At 68.7% G+C, this 14,547-nt stretch carries 15 protein-coding genes; 11 read left to right on the top strand and 4 right to left on the bottom strand.

All coding sequences use genetic code 11. The annotated features are described in order from the left end of the window. Positions 1 to 54: 54 nt before the first annotated feature. The gene (locus EV284_RS02250; RefSeq protein WP_130329688.1) at positions 55 to 1,113 is read right to left on the bottom strand and encodes a restriction endonuclease; all 1,059 of its coding nucleotides are present in this window, start codon (positions 1,111 to 1,113) and stop codon (positions 55 to 57) included. 398 nt (positions 1,114 to 1,511) lie between these two features. Here EV284_RS02250 and EV284_RS02245 point away from each other — a divergent pair, with 398 nt between their 5' ends. Both EV284_RS02245 and cutA read left to right on the top strand, forming a co-directional pair. Beyond that, positions 1,512 to 2,183, top strand: coding sequence for an amino acid transporter (locus EV284_RS02245; RefSeq protein ID WP_242625526.1), 672 nt, complete (start codon positions 1,512 to 1,514; stop codon positions 2,181 to 2,183). A gap of 88 nt (positions 2,184 to 2,271) precedes the next feature. After that, positions 2,272 to 2,592, top strand: a complete 321-nt coding sequence (cutA, locus tag EV284_RS02240) for a divalent-cation tolerance protein CutA (protein WP_130329686.1) — start codon at positions 2,272 to 2,274, stop codon at positions 2,590 to 2,592. Here the strand turns inward: cutA and EV284_RS02235 are convergent. Continuing rightward, complete coding sequence (locus tag EV284_RS02235) at positions 2,528 to 3,904, bottom strand: helix-turn-helix transcriptional regulator (protein WP_242625525.1); 1,377 nt, start codon at positions 3,902 to 3,904, stop codon at positions 2,528 to 2,530. The two genes, cutA and EV284_RS02235, sit on opposite strands and share 65 nt — an antisense overlap. 130 nt (positions 3,905 to 4,034) lie before the next feature. On the opposite strand from EV284_RS02235, the gene EV284_RS02230 reads away from it, so the two are divergent. Continuing rightward, positions 4,035 to 4,544 (top strand): ATP-binding protein, encoded by a 510-nt coding sequence (locus EV284_RS02230; RefSeq protein ID WP_130329684.1) that lies wholly within the window; start codon positions 4,035 to 4,037, stop codon positions 4,542 to 4,544. A 62-nt stretch (positions 4,545 to 4,606) separates the two neighbouring features. On the opposite strand, the gene EV284_RS02225 is transcribed toward EV284_RS02230, so the two are convergent. Next, positions 4,607 to 5,107: an SAM-dependent methyltransferase gene (locus EV284_RS02225; RefSeq protein ID WP_130329681.1), complete on the bottom strand. Its 501-nt coding sequence runs from the start codon at positions 5,105 to 5,107 to the stop codon at positions 4,607 to 4,609. Positions 5,108 to 5,179: 72 nt separating this feature from the next. Then, positions 5,180 to 6,568 (bottom strand): Tat pathway signal protein, encoded by a 1,389-nt coding sequence (locus EV284_RS02220; protein ID WP_207228888.1) that lies wholly within the window; start codon positions 6,566 to 6,568, stop codon positions 5,180 to 5,182. Between the two features lie 189 nt (positions 6,569 to 6,757). On the opposite strand from EV284_RS02220, the gene EV284_RS02215 reads away from it, so the two are divergent. The 8 genes from EV284_RS02215 (at position 6,758) to EV284_RS02180 (ending at position 14,534) form a co-directional block, all read left to right on the top strand. Then, on the top strand, positions 6,758 to 7,255 hold the full coding sequence (locus EV284_RS02215) for a DUF6415 family natural product biosynthesis protein (RefSeq protein WP_242625524.1): 498 nt from the start codon (positions 6,758 to 6,760) through the stop codon (positions 7,253 to 7,255). A 229-nt stretch (positions 7,256 to 7,484) separates the two neighbouring features. Next, complete coding sequence (locus tag EV284_RS02210) at positions 7,485 to 9,386, top strand: glycoside hydrolase family 15 protein (protein ID WP_130329679.1); 1,902 nt, start codon at positions 7,485 to 7,487, stop codon at positions 9,384 to 9,386. 25 nt (positions 9,387 to 9,411) lie between these two features. After that, positions 9,412 to 10,926: an ATP-binding protein gene (locus EV284_RS02205; RefSeq protein WP_130329677.1), complete on the top strand. Its 1,515-nt coding sequence runs from the start codon at positions 9,412 to 9,414 to the stop codon at positions 10,924 to 10,926. A 70-nt stretch (positions 10,927 to 10,996) separates the two neighbouring features. Further along, positions 10,997 to 11,512, top strand: coding sequence for a roadblock/LC7 domain-containing protein (locus EV284_RS02200; RefSeq protein ID WP_130329675.1), 516 nt, complete (start codon positions 10,997 to 10,999; stop codon positions 11,510 to 11,512). Further along, complete coding sequence (locus EV284_RS02195; protein WP_057608332.1) at positions 11,509 to 11,916, top strand: DUF742 domain-containing protein; 408 nt, start codon at positions 11,509 to 11,511, stop codon at positions 11,914 to 11,916. Before EV284_RS02200 ends, EV284_RS02195 begins: the two co-directional genes overlap by 4 nt. Before the next feature lie 55 nt (positions 11,917 to 11,971). Then, positions 11,972 to 12,559 (top strand): ATP/GTP-binding protein, encoded by a 588-nt coding sequence (locus tag EV284_RS02190; protein ID WP_165425464.1) that lies wholly within the window; start codon positions 11,972 to 11,974, stop codon positions 12,557 to 12,559. Continuing rightward, the gene (locus EV284_RS02185) at positions 12,559 to 13,197 is read left to right on the top strand and encodes a GAF domain-containing protein (RefSeq protein WP_130329673.1); all 639 of its coding nucleotides are present in this window, start codon (positions 12,559 to 12,561) and stop codon (positions 13,195 to 13,197) included. The genes EV284_RS02190 and EV284_RS02185 overlap by 1 nt, the downstream gene beginning before the upstream one ends. Before the next feature lie 83 nt (positions 13,198 to 13,280). Beyond that, complete coding sequence (locus EV284_RS02180; protein WP_130329671.1) at positions 13,281 to 14,534, top strand: acyl-CoA dehydrogenase; 1,254 nt, start codon at positions 13,281 to 13,283, stop codon at positions 14,532 to 14,534. Positions 14,535 to 14,547: the final 13 nt, after the last annotated feature.

Raw genomic sequence — 14,547 nt, 5'->3', positions numbered from 1 at the left:
GGACCTCGGCCTCCCCGCCCTCGGGGAGGCCGACATTCCTCTCCTCGCTGGGCATCAGAAGTGCGAGAGAGAACTCGCCTCGTAGCGCAGCTGATACGCCCGCACGCCACCGCCGTTCATCCGGTAGATCGTGATTGCAGAAAGGAACTGCTCCTTAACCTCTAGGGTGCGCCGCCGCTCCTTCCCCTCGACGTCACTGATCCAGTCCTCCACCTGCTTCGGCAGCTTGAAGGCAAGCTCGTACGCACCTTCCTCACCCAGCGGCGACAGCGTCCACTCCGCCGAACCGCCATTGCCGCGTCGCCGAATGCGCACTGCATGGTCCGGCTGGGCATCCGCGTACGTGGTGAACGCCAGGTGATCGCTGACAGCCAGCGGCAGGATGAATGGTGCCGACGGGAAGCCCAGCAGCAACTCGGCACCGCTGTTCTGGTGAAGCGCGGCTGCGAAGCCGGCGATCGCCGCCTGAGCCTCCTCCCGGAATCTGCCATCCGCCGGCGCCGACGTCGGCAGCAGCCCAGCAGACGCGGTCCAGGTCCCCAGCTCCTTGCGCAGCTCCGTACGCATCCACGTCACCGGGAATGTCCCGGACGCCCCGAGGTGGAACTGTGCCTGCTCCAGCGTCCACGCAGTGGTACCGATCGTCCCAAGCAGCCATGCGAACGAGGCGCCCGACAGATCCACCAGCGAGATCTGGTGGGCCAAGGCGTACTTCTGGGCGTCCGGCGTGAACCCGCTCGTCGAGAACAGGGCGTACGCGTACTGGTACCGCTGCCGCGGCCTTCTACCGGCGTGCATCACGAAGTTCTCGTTCACGTCGTGCAGCACGCCGTGGGCGTTTCGCACGATCTCAAGTCCGCAGCGCTCCTGGTAGAACTTCGCCTCCAGGAACAGCCGCACCGGCATCGAGAACGCCGGCGTGAACGCGAACTCCCCCAGTGCGTCGACCTGATGCAGTGCTCCCCGGCCCCGCACCCGAAGCGTGTTCCCGTCGGTGGCCAGCTCCTCGGGGTCCTGACTCTCATGCACCAGCAGGCGGTAGCCAGAGGAGCGCAAGAGCCAGGCAAGCGCCTCTTCCAATAAATACCCTCGCAGCGCGGCGCCCTTGATCATGGTCAACCCCCTACTCACCGAGCAATCTCCCGCTTGATCATCTCACTGGCTCACTTGGTCAACCGGAGGACCTTGACCGTGGCCGTCTCTCCCCACACCATCATGCTCGTGCCGCGTGCCTGACTCGTAGGAAATGAGGCGATGACCGCAAAGGCCCACGCTGAGCCGGCCCGGGTCGCGCCCCGCTACCTCCCCGGTCTCGGGATCCCTGTATGGCGCTCTCCCCCTCCAACAGGCGGCCGACGGTCTGATCCGTCTCACTGGCTCTGGCCCACCCGCCGGACCAACGTTCCTCTTGTCGGCGACGCGCGCATCGCGCGAGTGCACCGCAGCGGTGGCGGCAAGGGGCTCCTGTCCAACGAGAACCTGACCTGCCGCTGAGCGGCTACGCTCCGAAGATGACGACCGACCCGTCCGCGTGGGAGCCTGCCCCGCTAGCTGAAGTCGCTGACCTCTTCTCACGAGCGGGCTGCACCTGGTGGATCGCGGGCGGCCACGCCATCGAACTCGCCGTTGGACACGCGATCCGCGAGCACGGCGACATCGATGTCCTGCTGTTGCGCGAAGACCAGCACGCCGCCCAGCACGTGCTCGCCGGATGGGAGTGGTGGGCGGCTGATCCGCCCGGCAAGCTTCGTCCCTGGCTCCCCGACGAGTACCTGCCCATGGGCGTCCACGACATCTGGTGCCGCCCTGAGCCCGGCAAGCCGTGGCGCCTCCAAGTCATGCTGGACGAAGGGCAAGACGGCTTGTGGGTGTCCCGCCGCGACACCGCCGTGCACCGCCCCGTCGCGGAGCTGGGCGCGATCAGCACGGCCGGCATCCCCTACCTGCGCCCTGAAGTCCAGCTCTACTACAAAGCCAAGAGCCCCCGGCCCAAGGATGAGACAGACCTCACCGCAGTACTTCCGACGCTCGGGCCGGCACAGAGGATCTGGCTCGCCGAAGCCATCCTCGCAACGTACGGGGATCACCCGTGGGTCCACCGCCTCGAAGTGCCGGCCCGGCACCGCCGACCACCCCAGGCGGACCTTCTAGACGACCTGCCCTATGACTGGGAGCAGCGCTGACAACGTCCGGACTGCCTCCCGGATGGCCTTGGGGTCGGCCCCCACCGGCTAGATAGGGTCGCGGCACCCGAACTGGAGAGGTAATTGCATGGCCAACGAAATTGTGATCGCGCAGACGACCAGCGACAACGAGGATCAGGCGAAGGCGCTGGCCCGTGGCGCGGTCGAGAGCAAGCTGGCAGCGGGCGTTCACATCGATGCGCCGATCACAGCCTTCTACTGGTGGAAGGGGAAGATTGAGACGGCGCAGGAGTGGCGGATCTCGTACATGACTACGACGGACCGTCTCCCGGCACTGGAGGCGTGGCTGCACGAGAAACACCCGTACGACGTCCCCCAGTGGATCACGCTGCCCGTGAGTGGCGGGTCGGAAGCGTACCTGTCCTGGGTTGTCGAGGAGACGGCATAGGTCTGCGGAGCGACGGACCGGCCGTTCGACTGCGTTCGCGTCCTGGGGTTGTCCGCGTGCCGCGCGGGGACTCAGGATGCGAACTGCCGCAGATGGCGGCTGAGTTCCTGCTCGCAGTCGGGGAGCGACGCTGCGATTGTCGATGCGCGATCCTTGCCCATCGTGTTGGGCTTGGCCAGTGCTGCTGCGGCGAACTGGCGTGAAACGTAGACCCCTTGGTCGACGTCACCTCCACGCAGCAGGGCCGAAGCGAGATCACCGAGAACCACAACGCCTCCGTCCGGAGTTCGTCTCCGAGGCGGTCGACTGCGGCGTCTGCTGTAGCGGTGAGTTCGGGACGCCCCAACTGCCCGTATACAGAGAGGGCCAGCGAGTCCATGCGGTACGGGGTCACGAACCGGACCCACGCCTGCTCGTTGCTGTGATCCGCGAAGTCGTAGGCGAAGCGCGCTCGCTCCAACGCCCGGAGCGCCCCCATCTCGTCGCCGGCCGCCGCAGCCTCCTCGGCGTGCCTGCCGAGGACCCAGGCGGCAGCAGTAGCGTTGCCGTGGCCTCGCACATCGCTGGCCGCTTGGGAAAGCAACTCCAACTTCGCTGTCGGCGTCGAGGCGCCGTAGCTGCTGTAGGTCAGGGCCAGGGCTCGGAGCGGAGGGTGCCCGACGGTCGTCGCGCACTGCGACGTGACCTTGTAGTAGGCGTCGGCTTTGTCGTGCTCACCCAGGTCCCAGGCCACCCAACCGGCCAGGGCGGCGGTTTCTCCGGCGGCGATAGTGAGAGCCCGCTCATGGTTGCCGGCACGGGGCAGAGCCGCGGTGATCGCGTCAAGATGCGACTCGACGGTGCTTTGTAGCCGCCGGGCACTGAGGTTGAGTTCCTGGACGTGCAGTTCAGCAGCCCGGTCGATGAGCGCGCCGGCGGAGGGCGAATCGATCTTGGACCCCTTGCTGAGGGCGATGGCGAGGCGCCCCCAGGGCTCGACAGCCGCGCTCACGCCGGCAGCGGCGCCACCCAGCAGCGTGCGACGCTTCACGGCGTCCTGGTCCTCCCCTGCATTGGCATGCCCCTTTCTCTTCCGAGCGCGGGCAGCCTTGGCCTCCCGCTGTAGTTCCTCGAAGGGGACACCGCAGGCCGCCGCGATGTGGGCGATTGTGTGATTGGTAGGGATGTTCTCGAAGTTCTCATAGCGGCTGATCTCTCGGCGGGTCATGGTGTCCCGGCCGGAGACGGCGTTGATCGCCTCTGCCTGCTCCTCCTGCGTCCGGCCCGCATCCTGCCGAAGCCGCAGGAGCAGGTCGGCGAACGGATCTGGCATGAGTGTGACCTCTGTTGGTGGGCGGAATCCAATCATGGCCTTAATTCCCCCTCCAGCTTTCCCCCTTGACAGATTTTCCCCCTCTGGATTCCCCTGGTCGACGGTGTCGCCACGCGGTGCGATAGCCCCCATGACCAGGCTCCAAGAGGAGACCCCGCCCGACGGGGGCATCCGTAGCTTTGCCGCCACAGCAGGCGTGTCATGCGCGAGGTCGGTTCACGAAGACCGGCACAGCACATCGGCGAGGGCAGGCATACCGGCGGCATCCCATGGCTGTCAGGCGGCCTTTCTCCCTGATCTCGGGAAAGTTGGGGAGATGCGGCGGACAGCGGGGGCGTTCCTGCGGCAGTGCCGTGTTTCGGAGCCGGTGGCGGGGGTCGTCGTACTGGCCGTCTCGGAGCTGGTCACCAACGCTGTCGTTCACGGTGAGGGAGAAGTCGTGCTCCGGATCACGGTGGCCGTCGACGTGGTGCGCGTCTCGGTCACCGATCACAATCCGGCCCCAGCTGTACGCAAGGAAGCCGGACCCGACGGTGAATCCGGTCGCGGGATCCGGCTTGTCGATGCGATCTCAGACGCGTGGGAGAGCAGCGGCAAGGAGACGTGGTGTGAGTTCCGGTACGCGAGGGCTGCGGGTTGAGCCAGACTTCCAGCAGGTTCCCGGCCATGCGGTTGACGATTCGGGCAGCTCAGTCACTTCCCCTACAGGGGACGCTCCGAGGGCCGTTCGCTTGCCTTCGCCCAGTAATTCGGTTCAAGCATCTCGCCAGGCCATGCGGGCTGACGGATCGGGCCCTGAGGCCCCATCTGTTCGAAGTATGGTGCCAGGTCGATCACGGGCGTCCCGTCGACGGCGTCGAGATCAGTGACCAGGAGGTCCCTGCCTTCGGCCTTGAGCAACCGCGGGTAACTGACCGCAAGTTGGTTGGGGCGCCGGTGGTTGCGGTGGACGAACGTGCCGGTCGCCGGCCAGTTCTGGTTTCCCCTTGGACTGCGTGCGTGGAGCTGGACGTCTTCGGGTCGGGCCAGATGGAAGCGCCAGGTCACGGTCAGGTGGGAGAACTCCTCGATTCCTTGCAGCGTTTCGAGGGGATACGCGTCGTCGAGCCGGATGATCGATTCGACCCCGCCTTGGTAGTCGTCCTGTACGCGGGTGTGGCCGCCGACGACCGTTGCGATCGACTTGACCTCGTAGGTCGGCATCAGCGCTCGTTCCTCTCCCTGGGCGTATCGTGCGCGGCGGCCTCCGGTCAGCGCCGCGAAACCGTTCTGTGGTCAGCCTATGGCGCGCAACATGACTCGCGCTCGACGGTCAAGTTCGGCGACGTGGCGACCACCGCGCTGCCGGACGGGCGAGATGTCGCTCTGCATGCGGACAATGACGTCGCGGGCTCGCCCGGACTGGATACCGGCCATGGCGTCGAGTGCTTCGTTCCAGGTTGCGCATGCCTCGTCGAGGCGTCCCTGCTGGACTTGGACGGCGCCGAGGTAGCCGAGCGTCACGCTGTGGGTACGGGCGAACTGCTGGCGTCGGCGCGTGGCCACGCTGCGCTTGAAGTGGATCTCCGCGTCCCGAGGCTGGCCCATGTCGCGCAGAGCGCAGGCCGTCTCGTGGGCGAGGGAGGCTTCCTGGAAGAAGCTGACGCGGGCCGGTGCCTCGGTGGCGTCGGCGCGGGCGAGGTCCCGCTCCGCGCGGCTAATGGCCGCGAGGGTGCCGGCCCGGTCGCCGTCGGACGCGAGAGCGCGTGCATGGACGATCGCCAGCAGCGCCTTTTCACGATGGCTGGCCTGGCCGTAGCGGTCTCGGGACATCGAGGCGTCGGCCAGGGCCAGCGCCCGGCGTGGGTGCCCGAGGTCCACGGCCTGGTGGGCGAGGGCGCGCAGGACGTGACCACCGAGCGGCCCGTCTCCAGCTTCCGCCGCGATGCGGGCGGCAATGGTGAGGTAGCGCTGGGCAGTGCGGTGTTCACTGGCGTCGAAGGCCATCCAACCGGCGAGGTAAGTCATCTCCGCCACGGCGGAGTACGCGTCGCGGCGGAGCTGATCTGTACGGAATCGGCCGCCGAGCAGCGGTACCGCACCGTCGAGCAGGTGGCTGGCGAGGGCCTTGCGGCCGGATGCGCCACCTCGCTGCTGGTCGCGCGCGGAGTAGTAGACCGTGAGATCGCGGACGTCGTCGATGTCCGCCTGGATCACCGAGCGCGAGGAGGCCGGTCGGCGGTTCGCCGCTGCAGCGGGGGCGGCTGCCCACCACGAGGTAGTGGGCAGGGCAAGGCCGGCCGCGGAGTAGGCGGCGGTGGCCAGCAGCTTGCGTCGGTGCATATCGAGATCGTCGCTTCCCAGCTCGGCCAGTGCGGTCAGAGGGTCGACGCTCCAGTCGGAACCGCTGTCGGTCGTGCCTGTCGGCGCTTCTTCCAGCCCGAGATCGGCCAGGGAGAGGCGGCGGCCGAGTCTGCGGGACAGCGTCTCGCGCAGGATATGCGGCGCTCTGCCACTGGGCTTTGTGCCTTGGACCCACATGGCGATGTGCGAGCGGGAGATCGCGTCGAGTTCGTGCACTCCGCTCTCCGCGGCCACGCGGGCTACCGCGGCGGCTGCTTGTGGCTGGGACCAGCCTGCTTCGCGCAGAAGTGCGGCGAGGGCGACGTTGCGTTCACGGGCCATGTACTGCCCCTCGGTTCCGAAATGATCTTTGACGCCTTTGACGGCCCTGCGGGCGGTGTGGGCATACCGCTCGGCCGTGATTCACGGTTCGCTCAACGTAGCGACCAGATCACTCACTTCGCACGTCAGTCGTCGGTGCCACTTGGTGACTTGGGCTCACTTTGGCTTGATCCGAACAGGAGTTGTGTCATGCGCCTTTCGCTGGACCCTCGCCGAGACGACAGCCAGCTCGGAGGCGGGCGCGGGCGGCGAGAGTCCGCCACCGTGGTGCTGGCGCCAGAGCGCGATCACGTGGTTGCCGCGTCGGAGACGGTAACGCTCGTGCTGGGCGAGGATTCACCGCTGCCCGAGAACGCTGCCGATGTGGAGGACCTCGTTCGGCTTCTGCGCGGTCATGTCGCCCAGTTGGGAGCACGAACCGCTGTGGGCAGCCCCGTCCTGGTGCGAGCGCAAGGGCTCTGCTCCGAAAGCATTCCCGAGGGCTACATGCCGAGCCGGGTGTACCTGGTCAAGCTCGCCGAAGCCACCCAGGAGCTGATGGCACACGTGGAACGGGGCGGTCCCGGGCCGATCCGATCGAAGCGCGGGCGGCGTTGGCGGAAGCCGCAGATCAACGCGCTGCGCGGGGCGGTCTTCGCCGTCGCCCTGGCCTGTCTGGTCTTCGCCGCTTCGGTACCGCGGACATGACGGTGACCGGGGCCGTCGTCATCGGGCTGGTCCTCGGGCCGATGGCCTGGCTGGTTCTTCGCGGCGAGCGCGCGGCCGGCCCTGCAGGGGCCGACGAGGACTTGCCGCCGCCCCGGAACGCCCCTTCCTCGCTCCGGTAACCACCGGCCTCTGCTCGTCCCACCGTTCCCGGCCGCTGCGGCGGCCCCGATACCGCCCCGGACCTGCGGGGCTCACGGAGATCCACACGATGAAACGGCTTCCGCGCATCGAGCAGTACGGATTGATCGGCGACATGCAGACCAGTGCCCACGTCTGCGATGACGGTTCGATCGACTGGCTGTGCCTGCCCCGGTTCGACTCGCCGGCCGTCTTCACCGGCTTGCTCGGCACGCAGAAACACGGCACCTGGCGGATCGCTCCGGCCGCTCCTGCCGACCGTTCCAGCTCCGAAGCAGTCGCCGAGCGCCGGTACCGCGGTGACTCGCTCGTCCTCGAATCGGTATGGCGCACCGAGGCCGGTTCGGTCCATGTCCTGGACTTCATGCCACCGCGCGACGGGGCACCGCAGGTGATCCGGATCGTCGAGGGCCTGACCGGTGAGGTCTCCATGATCTCGGCCATGCGTCCACGGCCGGGGTACGGCAGCGTCAGCCCGTGGATTCACGAAGTCGGTGGGCGCATGATCGCGGAGGCTGGCGCGGACGCTCTGTGGCTCGACACCTGCGTCCCGCAGGTGGAGAAGGACGGCGTCATGGTCAGTGTCTTCTCCGTCGCCGCGGGGCAGAGCGTGGCGTTCGTCCTCAGCTGGTGCCCGTCCCACGCAGCGGCGCCCGACGTTCCCGACCCCGAGGCCGCGCTGACCGAGACGCTCACGTTCTGGCAGGACTGGACACGGGACTGCACCTACGAGGGGCCATATCGCGGGGCCGTGGTTCGATCCTTGATCGCGCTGAAGGCGATGACGTACGAGCCGAGCGGTGGAATCGTCGCGGCGCCGACCACGTCGCTGCCAGAGGAGATCGGCGGAAACCGCAACTGGGACTATCGCTTCACTTGGTTGCGGGACGCCTCCACGACGCTGGCCGCGCTCCTGGGGACCGGGTACCGGCAGGAGGCGCAGGCATGGCGGCGATGGCTCTTGCGCGCCGTGGCCGGTGATCCGGAAAACCTGCAGATCATGTACGGGATCACCGGAGAGCGTGACCTGCGGGAACGGGAGCTGTCCTGGCTGCCCGGCTACGAGGGCTCGACCCCGGTACGGGTCGGCAATGGGGCGGCGGACCAACTGCAGCTCGACGTGTATGGCGAGGTCATCGAGACTCTGTACCTCGCGCACGAGAGCGGTGTCGCCCACTGCGCCGCCACCGCCGTGCTGCACCAGCGACTCATCGAGAACCTGGCACAGCGCTGGCAGGAGCCCGACGAGGGCATCTGGGAGATCCGCGGAGCACGCCGGCACTTCGTCCACTCCAAGGTGATGGCCTGGGTGGCGGTCGACCGCACCATCCGCCTGACCGAGGCCGGTGCCCTCCACATCGACGTAGCCCCGCTGATCGAGCTGCGGGCAACCATCCACCACGAGGTCTGCACCAAGGGCTTCGATCCGGTGCGCAACACCTTCACCCAGTCCTACGGTTCCCGAGAGCTGGACGCCGCCACGCTGCTGATCCCCCGCGTCGGCTTCCTGCCGCCCGACGACCCCCGCGTCATCGGCACCGTGGACGCAGTGCGTCGTGAACTCTCCTCGCCGGACGGGCTCGTGCGCCGTTACCCGACCATCGGTGACCGTACCGGGGTGGACGGCCTGAAGGGCGATGAGGGCACCTTCGTCCTCTGCTCCTTCTGGCTCGTCGATGCCCTGGCCCTGATCGGCCGCCTCGACGAGGCCCACGCCCTGTTCGAACGCCTCCTCGCGCTGCGCAACGACCTCGGGCTCCTTGCCGAGGAGTACGACCCCGTCCAACAGCGCCAGCTCGGCAACTTCCCGCAGGCATTCAGCCACATGGGCCTGATCCAGAGCGCCCGGCTCCTTCAGCTCCTGTCGACGCATTCCTCCCACCACCGCAGCGCGGTCGCGGTTCCGACGCCCCGCTCGGCTCCACGCAGCACTCGCCAGACCTGCGCAGACCTGACGCCGCAACACGCTTAGCCACCCCCACCTGACGAGGATTCCCATGCCTGACAGCGCCTTCCCGGCACGGCCGGCCGCTACCGGCCACCGCAGACGGCGACCTCCGATCGACGCGTTCACGCTGCACCGTGTCCGCCGCGCCGTGGCATTGCCCCTGGTGCTGCTAGCCGCGCTGCTGGGTGCCGCCTTCCCCCTCTGGTCGGTGTCCGCCGTAGGCCCCGGGTGGCTCCTGGCCTGCCTGGTCTGCGGACTGGCCGGAGTCGCCACGGCGGCGGCTCGCGGAGCGCGTACGGCGGCAGGGGCCGTGCAGGCGACCGCGGAGGAGGACTGGGCAGCGGCACTGGCAGCGGTTGCGGGGGCAGCGGCGGCTGTCGAGAAGTCGGTGCAGTGGTCGGCGGATGAGCTGTGCCGCGGGGGACGCCCGCCGCTGCCGGACCTGCAGGCGCCAACGTCGGCCGGTCCGAACGCCGAGATCAACACGGCGTTGAGTGCCCTCCAGGTGCAGGCCATCGCGTCGCTGATACGGGTGCACGACGAGTCCCAGTCCGTCGTCCTCCTGGAAGTGCTGCGCCGTCTGGCCATGCGCGAGCACGCCCTGGTCGGCAAGGCGCTCCAGGCACTGAGCGAGCTGGAGATGCTGACCGACGACCCGGAGCTACTGGCCAAGATCTTCGAGATCGACCACCTCGTGACGCGGATGCGTCGCCAGGTCGAGAGCACTGCGGTGCTGGGCGGCCAGTCCCTGCGCAGCGTGCGCCGGCCCATTCCCGTCGCGACGGCACTGCGCGGCGCCGTCTCCGAGGTCGTGCAGTATCCACGTGTGTCCGTCGCCGCCGGGTCCGTGGGCGCCGAGCTAGGTCTTCCCGGCCATGTGGGCCCGGACCTGACGCACCTGCTGGCCGAGCTGATCGAGAACGCCTGCGAGTGCTCCGATCCCGCGACGAAGGTGATGGTGCGTGCGCAGCGCGTGGCGAACGGGCTGGCGGTCGAAGTCGAGGACCGGGCTATCCCCATGCATCCGCAGACGCGGGCGCAGATGAACCACCTGCTCAAAGCCCCCGACGAAGTCGACGTCAGCGGCCAAGTCCGGGCCGGCCAACTCGGATTGCTGGTCGCCGCGAAGATCGCCCAGTCGCACGGGCTGTCCGTTCTCCTGCAGGAGAACGTAACAGGAGGGACCACCGCCCTCGTCGTCATCCCGACACGCCTCCTGGTAGCGATTCCCTCTGTCGACGATGCGACCGCGCGACCCCAGGAAGCCCGCCCCTCCGCTCCGCCGCAGCAGGTCGCCGCTGCTCCAGCCGTCCCGACGGCAGGCCAGGTCACCCACCCCAGCAATGTGGGGGCACAAGGAGCCGTAGAGGCGGGTCACTCTGCTGATGCGCCCGCTCTTCCCACGCGTAGACGTCAGGCCGGCTCGTTCCGTCCATCGCGCGAGCGGGAGCAAGCCCCCGTGACCGGGGCGACGCCAGGGCTCGCAGCCGCCTTCCGAAACGGCATTCAGGCCGGCGGGAGAGCCGGTTCTTCCACCGCTTCGGCAGAGCAGCCCGCGCCCTGAACCCCCGTCCCTCGACGTTCCCGGTGGCCCGTTACCTCCACGGGCCCTTCCCCCTTCTGGAGCGATCCCTATGAGCACCCACCCCGCGATGGACAACGTGACCGGCGACGCGCCCGTAACCGGGACAACTGCAAGCGGACAGCGGGACAACATGGCCTGGCTGCTGCGTCAGTTCGCCTCCGCCGTCCCGGGCGTCACGCACGCCGTCCTGCTGTCGCGCGACGGACTGCGGCTGTTGGACAGCGACGTCGACAAGGACTGGGCGGACGAACTGTCGGCCGCCCTCAGCGGAGTTGCCTCCCTCGCGGCGAACATCACCGGCCCCAGCCACAAGAAGAGGCCGGCCCGGCAGGTCATCATCGAGCGCGACGACTGCCTCTTCTTCGTTCAAAGCGCCGGGCGTAGCGCGGCCTTCGACAACCACCCCGGCAACGAACGCGGTGAGGTGGACACGATCCTCGCCGTCATCGCAACCACGGACGCCGATGCGGGCACCGTCGGATTCGAGATGGGGCGCCTCGTCCAGAAGTTCGCCCCCTACATGCTGATCCCGGTCCGCGTCGGCACTGGCGGAGAGGTCCGGTGAGCACACACGGCCGCGCGACCGAGGAGTCGATGTTCGTGCGGACCTACACCCTGACGCGCGGGCGGACCAGGCCGCGGCACCTGCTCGGTCTGGAAACCGTGCTGGAAGCAGGACGGGGAAGGCCCGGCCCGGCCCAGGCCGAGGAATGCGAGGAGATCCTCGCCCTGTGCCGGGAGCGCCGACGATCGGTGGTCGAACTGGCGGGACGACTTGGCCGGCCCGTCACCGCCGTCAAGATCCTCGTCTCGGACCTCCTGGACGCCGACGCCTTGGTCGTCCCCCTCACCCACCCCTATGCCGATACGGGCGCGGAATCCGGTCCGTCTACCCAACTGCTGGCAGCCCTTTCAGCGGGCTTGAAGAGGAAGTGGCCTGATGCCATCGCCTACCCCCAGGCCGGATGACCCGGGCGCGGTGCTGCGTACTTCGCCGCACCCGCGCGTCGGCGCCGCGCCGACCGTGCTGAAGGTCGTGATCGCCGGGGGCTTCGGCGCGGGCAAGACCACCGCCGTAGGCGCCGTCAGCGAGATTGCGCCGCTGAGCACGGAGGAGTACCTGACCGAGGCGAGCGCAGACGTGGACAGCCTGGCGGGCATCGAGGCGAAGCAGACCACCACGGTCGCCTTCGACTTCGGCCGCCTCAGCCTGCCCGACGCGCCCGTACCCCTGGAACTGTTCCTGTTCGGCACGCCCGGCCAGGACCGGTTCGTCGACCTCTGGTACGCCCTCTCCCGCGGCGCCGTCGGGGCGGTCGTCATGGTCGACACCCGCCGTCTGGAGAGCAGCTTCACCCCCATCAGCTTCTTCGAAGACATCGGCCTGCCCTTCATCGTCGCCATCAACCAGTTCGACGGAGCGCACCGTTACCAGCCCGAGCAGGTCCGCACTGCCCTCGAACTCCCTGCCTCCGTACCGGTGATCACCTGTGACGCCCGCGACCCGAACCACGTCGCTGGCGTCCTGCTGACCCTCGTCGGCCACGCCGTGAAGAACGCCTCCGTGACCCGCGTTCACCACACGCCCACTACCACCCTCCAGGACGCCTGATGTCACATCACCCCAACCCCTACCTCGCATCGCCGACCGCCCCACCCGCACTGTCCCTGCCGCGACGCGGCACGCGGGACGCCGCCTGCGGGCCGATCACCCCGCCCGCCACCGCCGTCACCGGGCCGCAGACCCAGCAGCCACCGGAGCTGGCGCAGCGGTACGAGCTGCTCAACCGCCTGGGCGTGCCTCTCGTGGCGAGCGAGGACTTCGACGACCTGGCCCGCGACATGGCCGCCAAGGCCGGGTTCCTGTACGGGTTCGTCAATCTCTTCCTGGAGGAGCAGACCTTCGTCGGGCTGCACCAGCCGCCGGCGGACAGCGGGTACTTCATCGTCGGCCGCACCATGAGCCGCGACCACGGCTGGTGCCCGGAGGTCATGGCCCGCAAGAAGGCTCTCCCGCTGCACGACGTGCACGCCAGTCCGCGCTTCAGCGGCAACCACGTGGTCGACGCCGTCGGGATCCGCTCCTACTTCGGCGCCCCGCTCGTCCATGACAGCGGCACCGTGCTGGGCACGGTGTGCGTCATCGACCCCGAGAAGCGCCCCCTGAGCGAGGCCCGACGGCTCAGGGACATCGTCATCAACGCCGGTGCCCAGGTGATGGACCACATGGTCCGCGCCCCCGTCCGCTAGGCCGTTCCACCACCCCCACCCGGGAGCCGTAGGCGATCCCCGGCCGCTCCACGTTGCGACCTTCGCCCAGGGAGAGGGAGACCATGTCCGCCACACCCACTACACCGCCACCGGCGCTGCGCCCCTACCTCACCGCCCGCCACGAAGTGCTGTGGGACGAGGCGGACGCCTTCGCGGCCGAGCACATCGCGCCGCGCGCCGCGCGTATGGAGGCCGCTCCGGGCAGGGTGGAGCGCAAGGTCGCCGACCTGATGGCCGCACGGGGCTGGTTCGCCGTCACCATCCCGGCCGCCTTCGGCGGGCTGGGTGCCGGACATGTGGCCAAGACCATCCTGGTCCACCGCATCGCGCGGATCTCGGCGGCTGCCGCAGCCATCCTGCAGGCCACCCTGATCCCCGTCGGCGCCCTGCTGCACTTCGCCACCTACGAGCAGAAGGGCCGCTGGCTGCCCCGTGTCGCGGACGGTTCCCTGCTGCTATCGATCGCCGTGACCGAACCACAGGCCGGTGGACACATCGGTGGCATCGAAACCACAGCCGAACGCGCCGGCAGCGAGTGGGTGATCACCGGCAGCAAGGTCCATATCGGCAATAGTCACCTCGCCGGTGCCCACCTCGTCGTCGCCCGCACCGCCGAAGCGGGCGTGAGCACATCCCAGGCGCTGACCGCGTTCATGGTCGAATCAAGCCGCCGCGGGCTCTCGGTCCCCGAGCACCGCCCCGGCCTCGGTCTGCACGGCTTCTCCGCCGGCCGACTCGACCTCGATCACGTCCGTGTTCCCGAGGACAACGTGGTCGGAGAGATCGGTCGAGGGCTGAGCGTGGCCCAGAGCAGCAGCATTCTGTACGGCCGTCCCAACCTGGCCGCCGTGAGCCTCGGCATTCACGAAGCGGTCGTGGCCGCCACCACTGCTCGTCTCAAGACCCGTCCTCGCTATCGGGGCAGCCTGTCCGACCTGCCCGTACTGCGGGACCGCATCGGTGGCATGGAGGCCCGTCTGCGCGCCGGCCGGATACTCGCCTACCAGTCCGTGCACCTTCTCGACCAGGGCCTGCCCTGCGACGCCGACCTGATCAACGCCAAGTACCTCGGCCACCAGTGGGCCGCGCAGTCGGCCCAGGACGCCATGGAACTGCACGGCGCCCACGCCTTCGACCGCGACTACGTCCTCCAGCGCTTGTGGCGCGACATCCAGCACACCTACCCGCCCGCCGGAACCGGCGAGGTCCAGCGCTTACACCTGGCCGACGCCGCCTTCGACGAGAACCACATCCAGTGGTCCGAACGCCTCGCCGCCGAAGCCGCCTGGGCACGCCCCGACCCGACCGCCGCATGAGCCCCCGTACGCG

This window comes from Streptomyces sp. BK022 (assembly GCF_004217355.1).
Taxonomy (GTDB): Bacteria; Actinomycetota; Actinomycetes; order Streptomycetales; family Streptomycetaceae; genus Streptomyces; species Streptomyces griseoluteus.
Note: the sequence above shows the minus strand (reverse complement) of the source record. Positions and strands in the feature narration are given on the sequence as shown.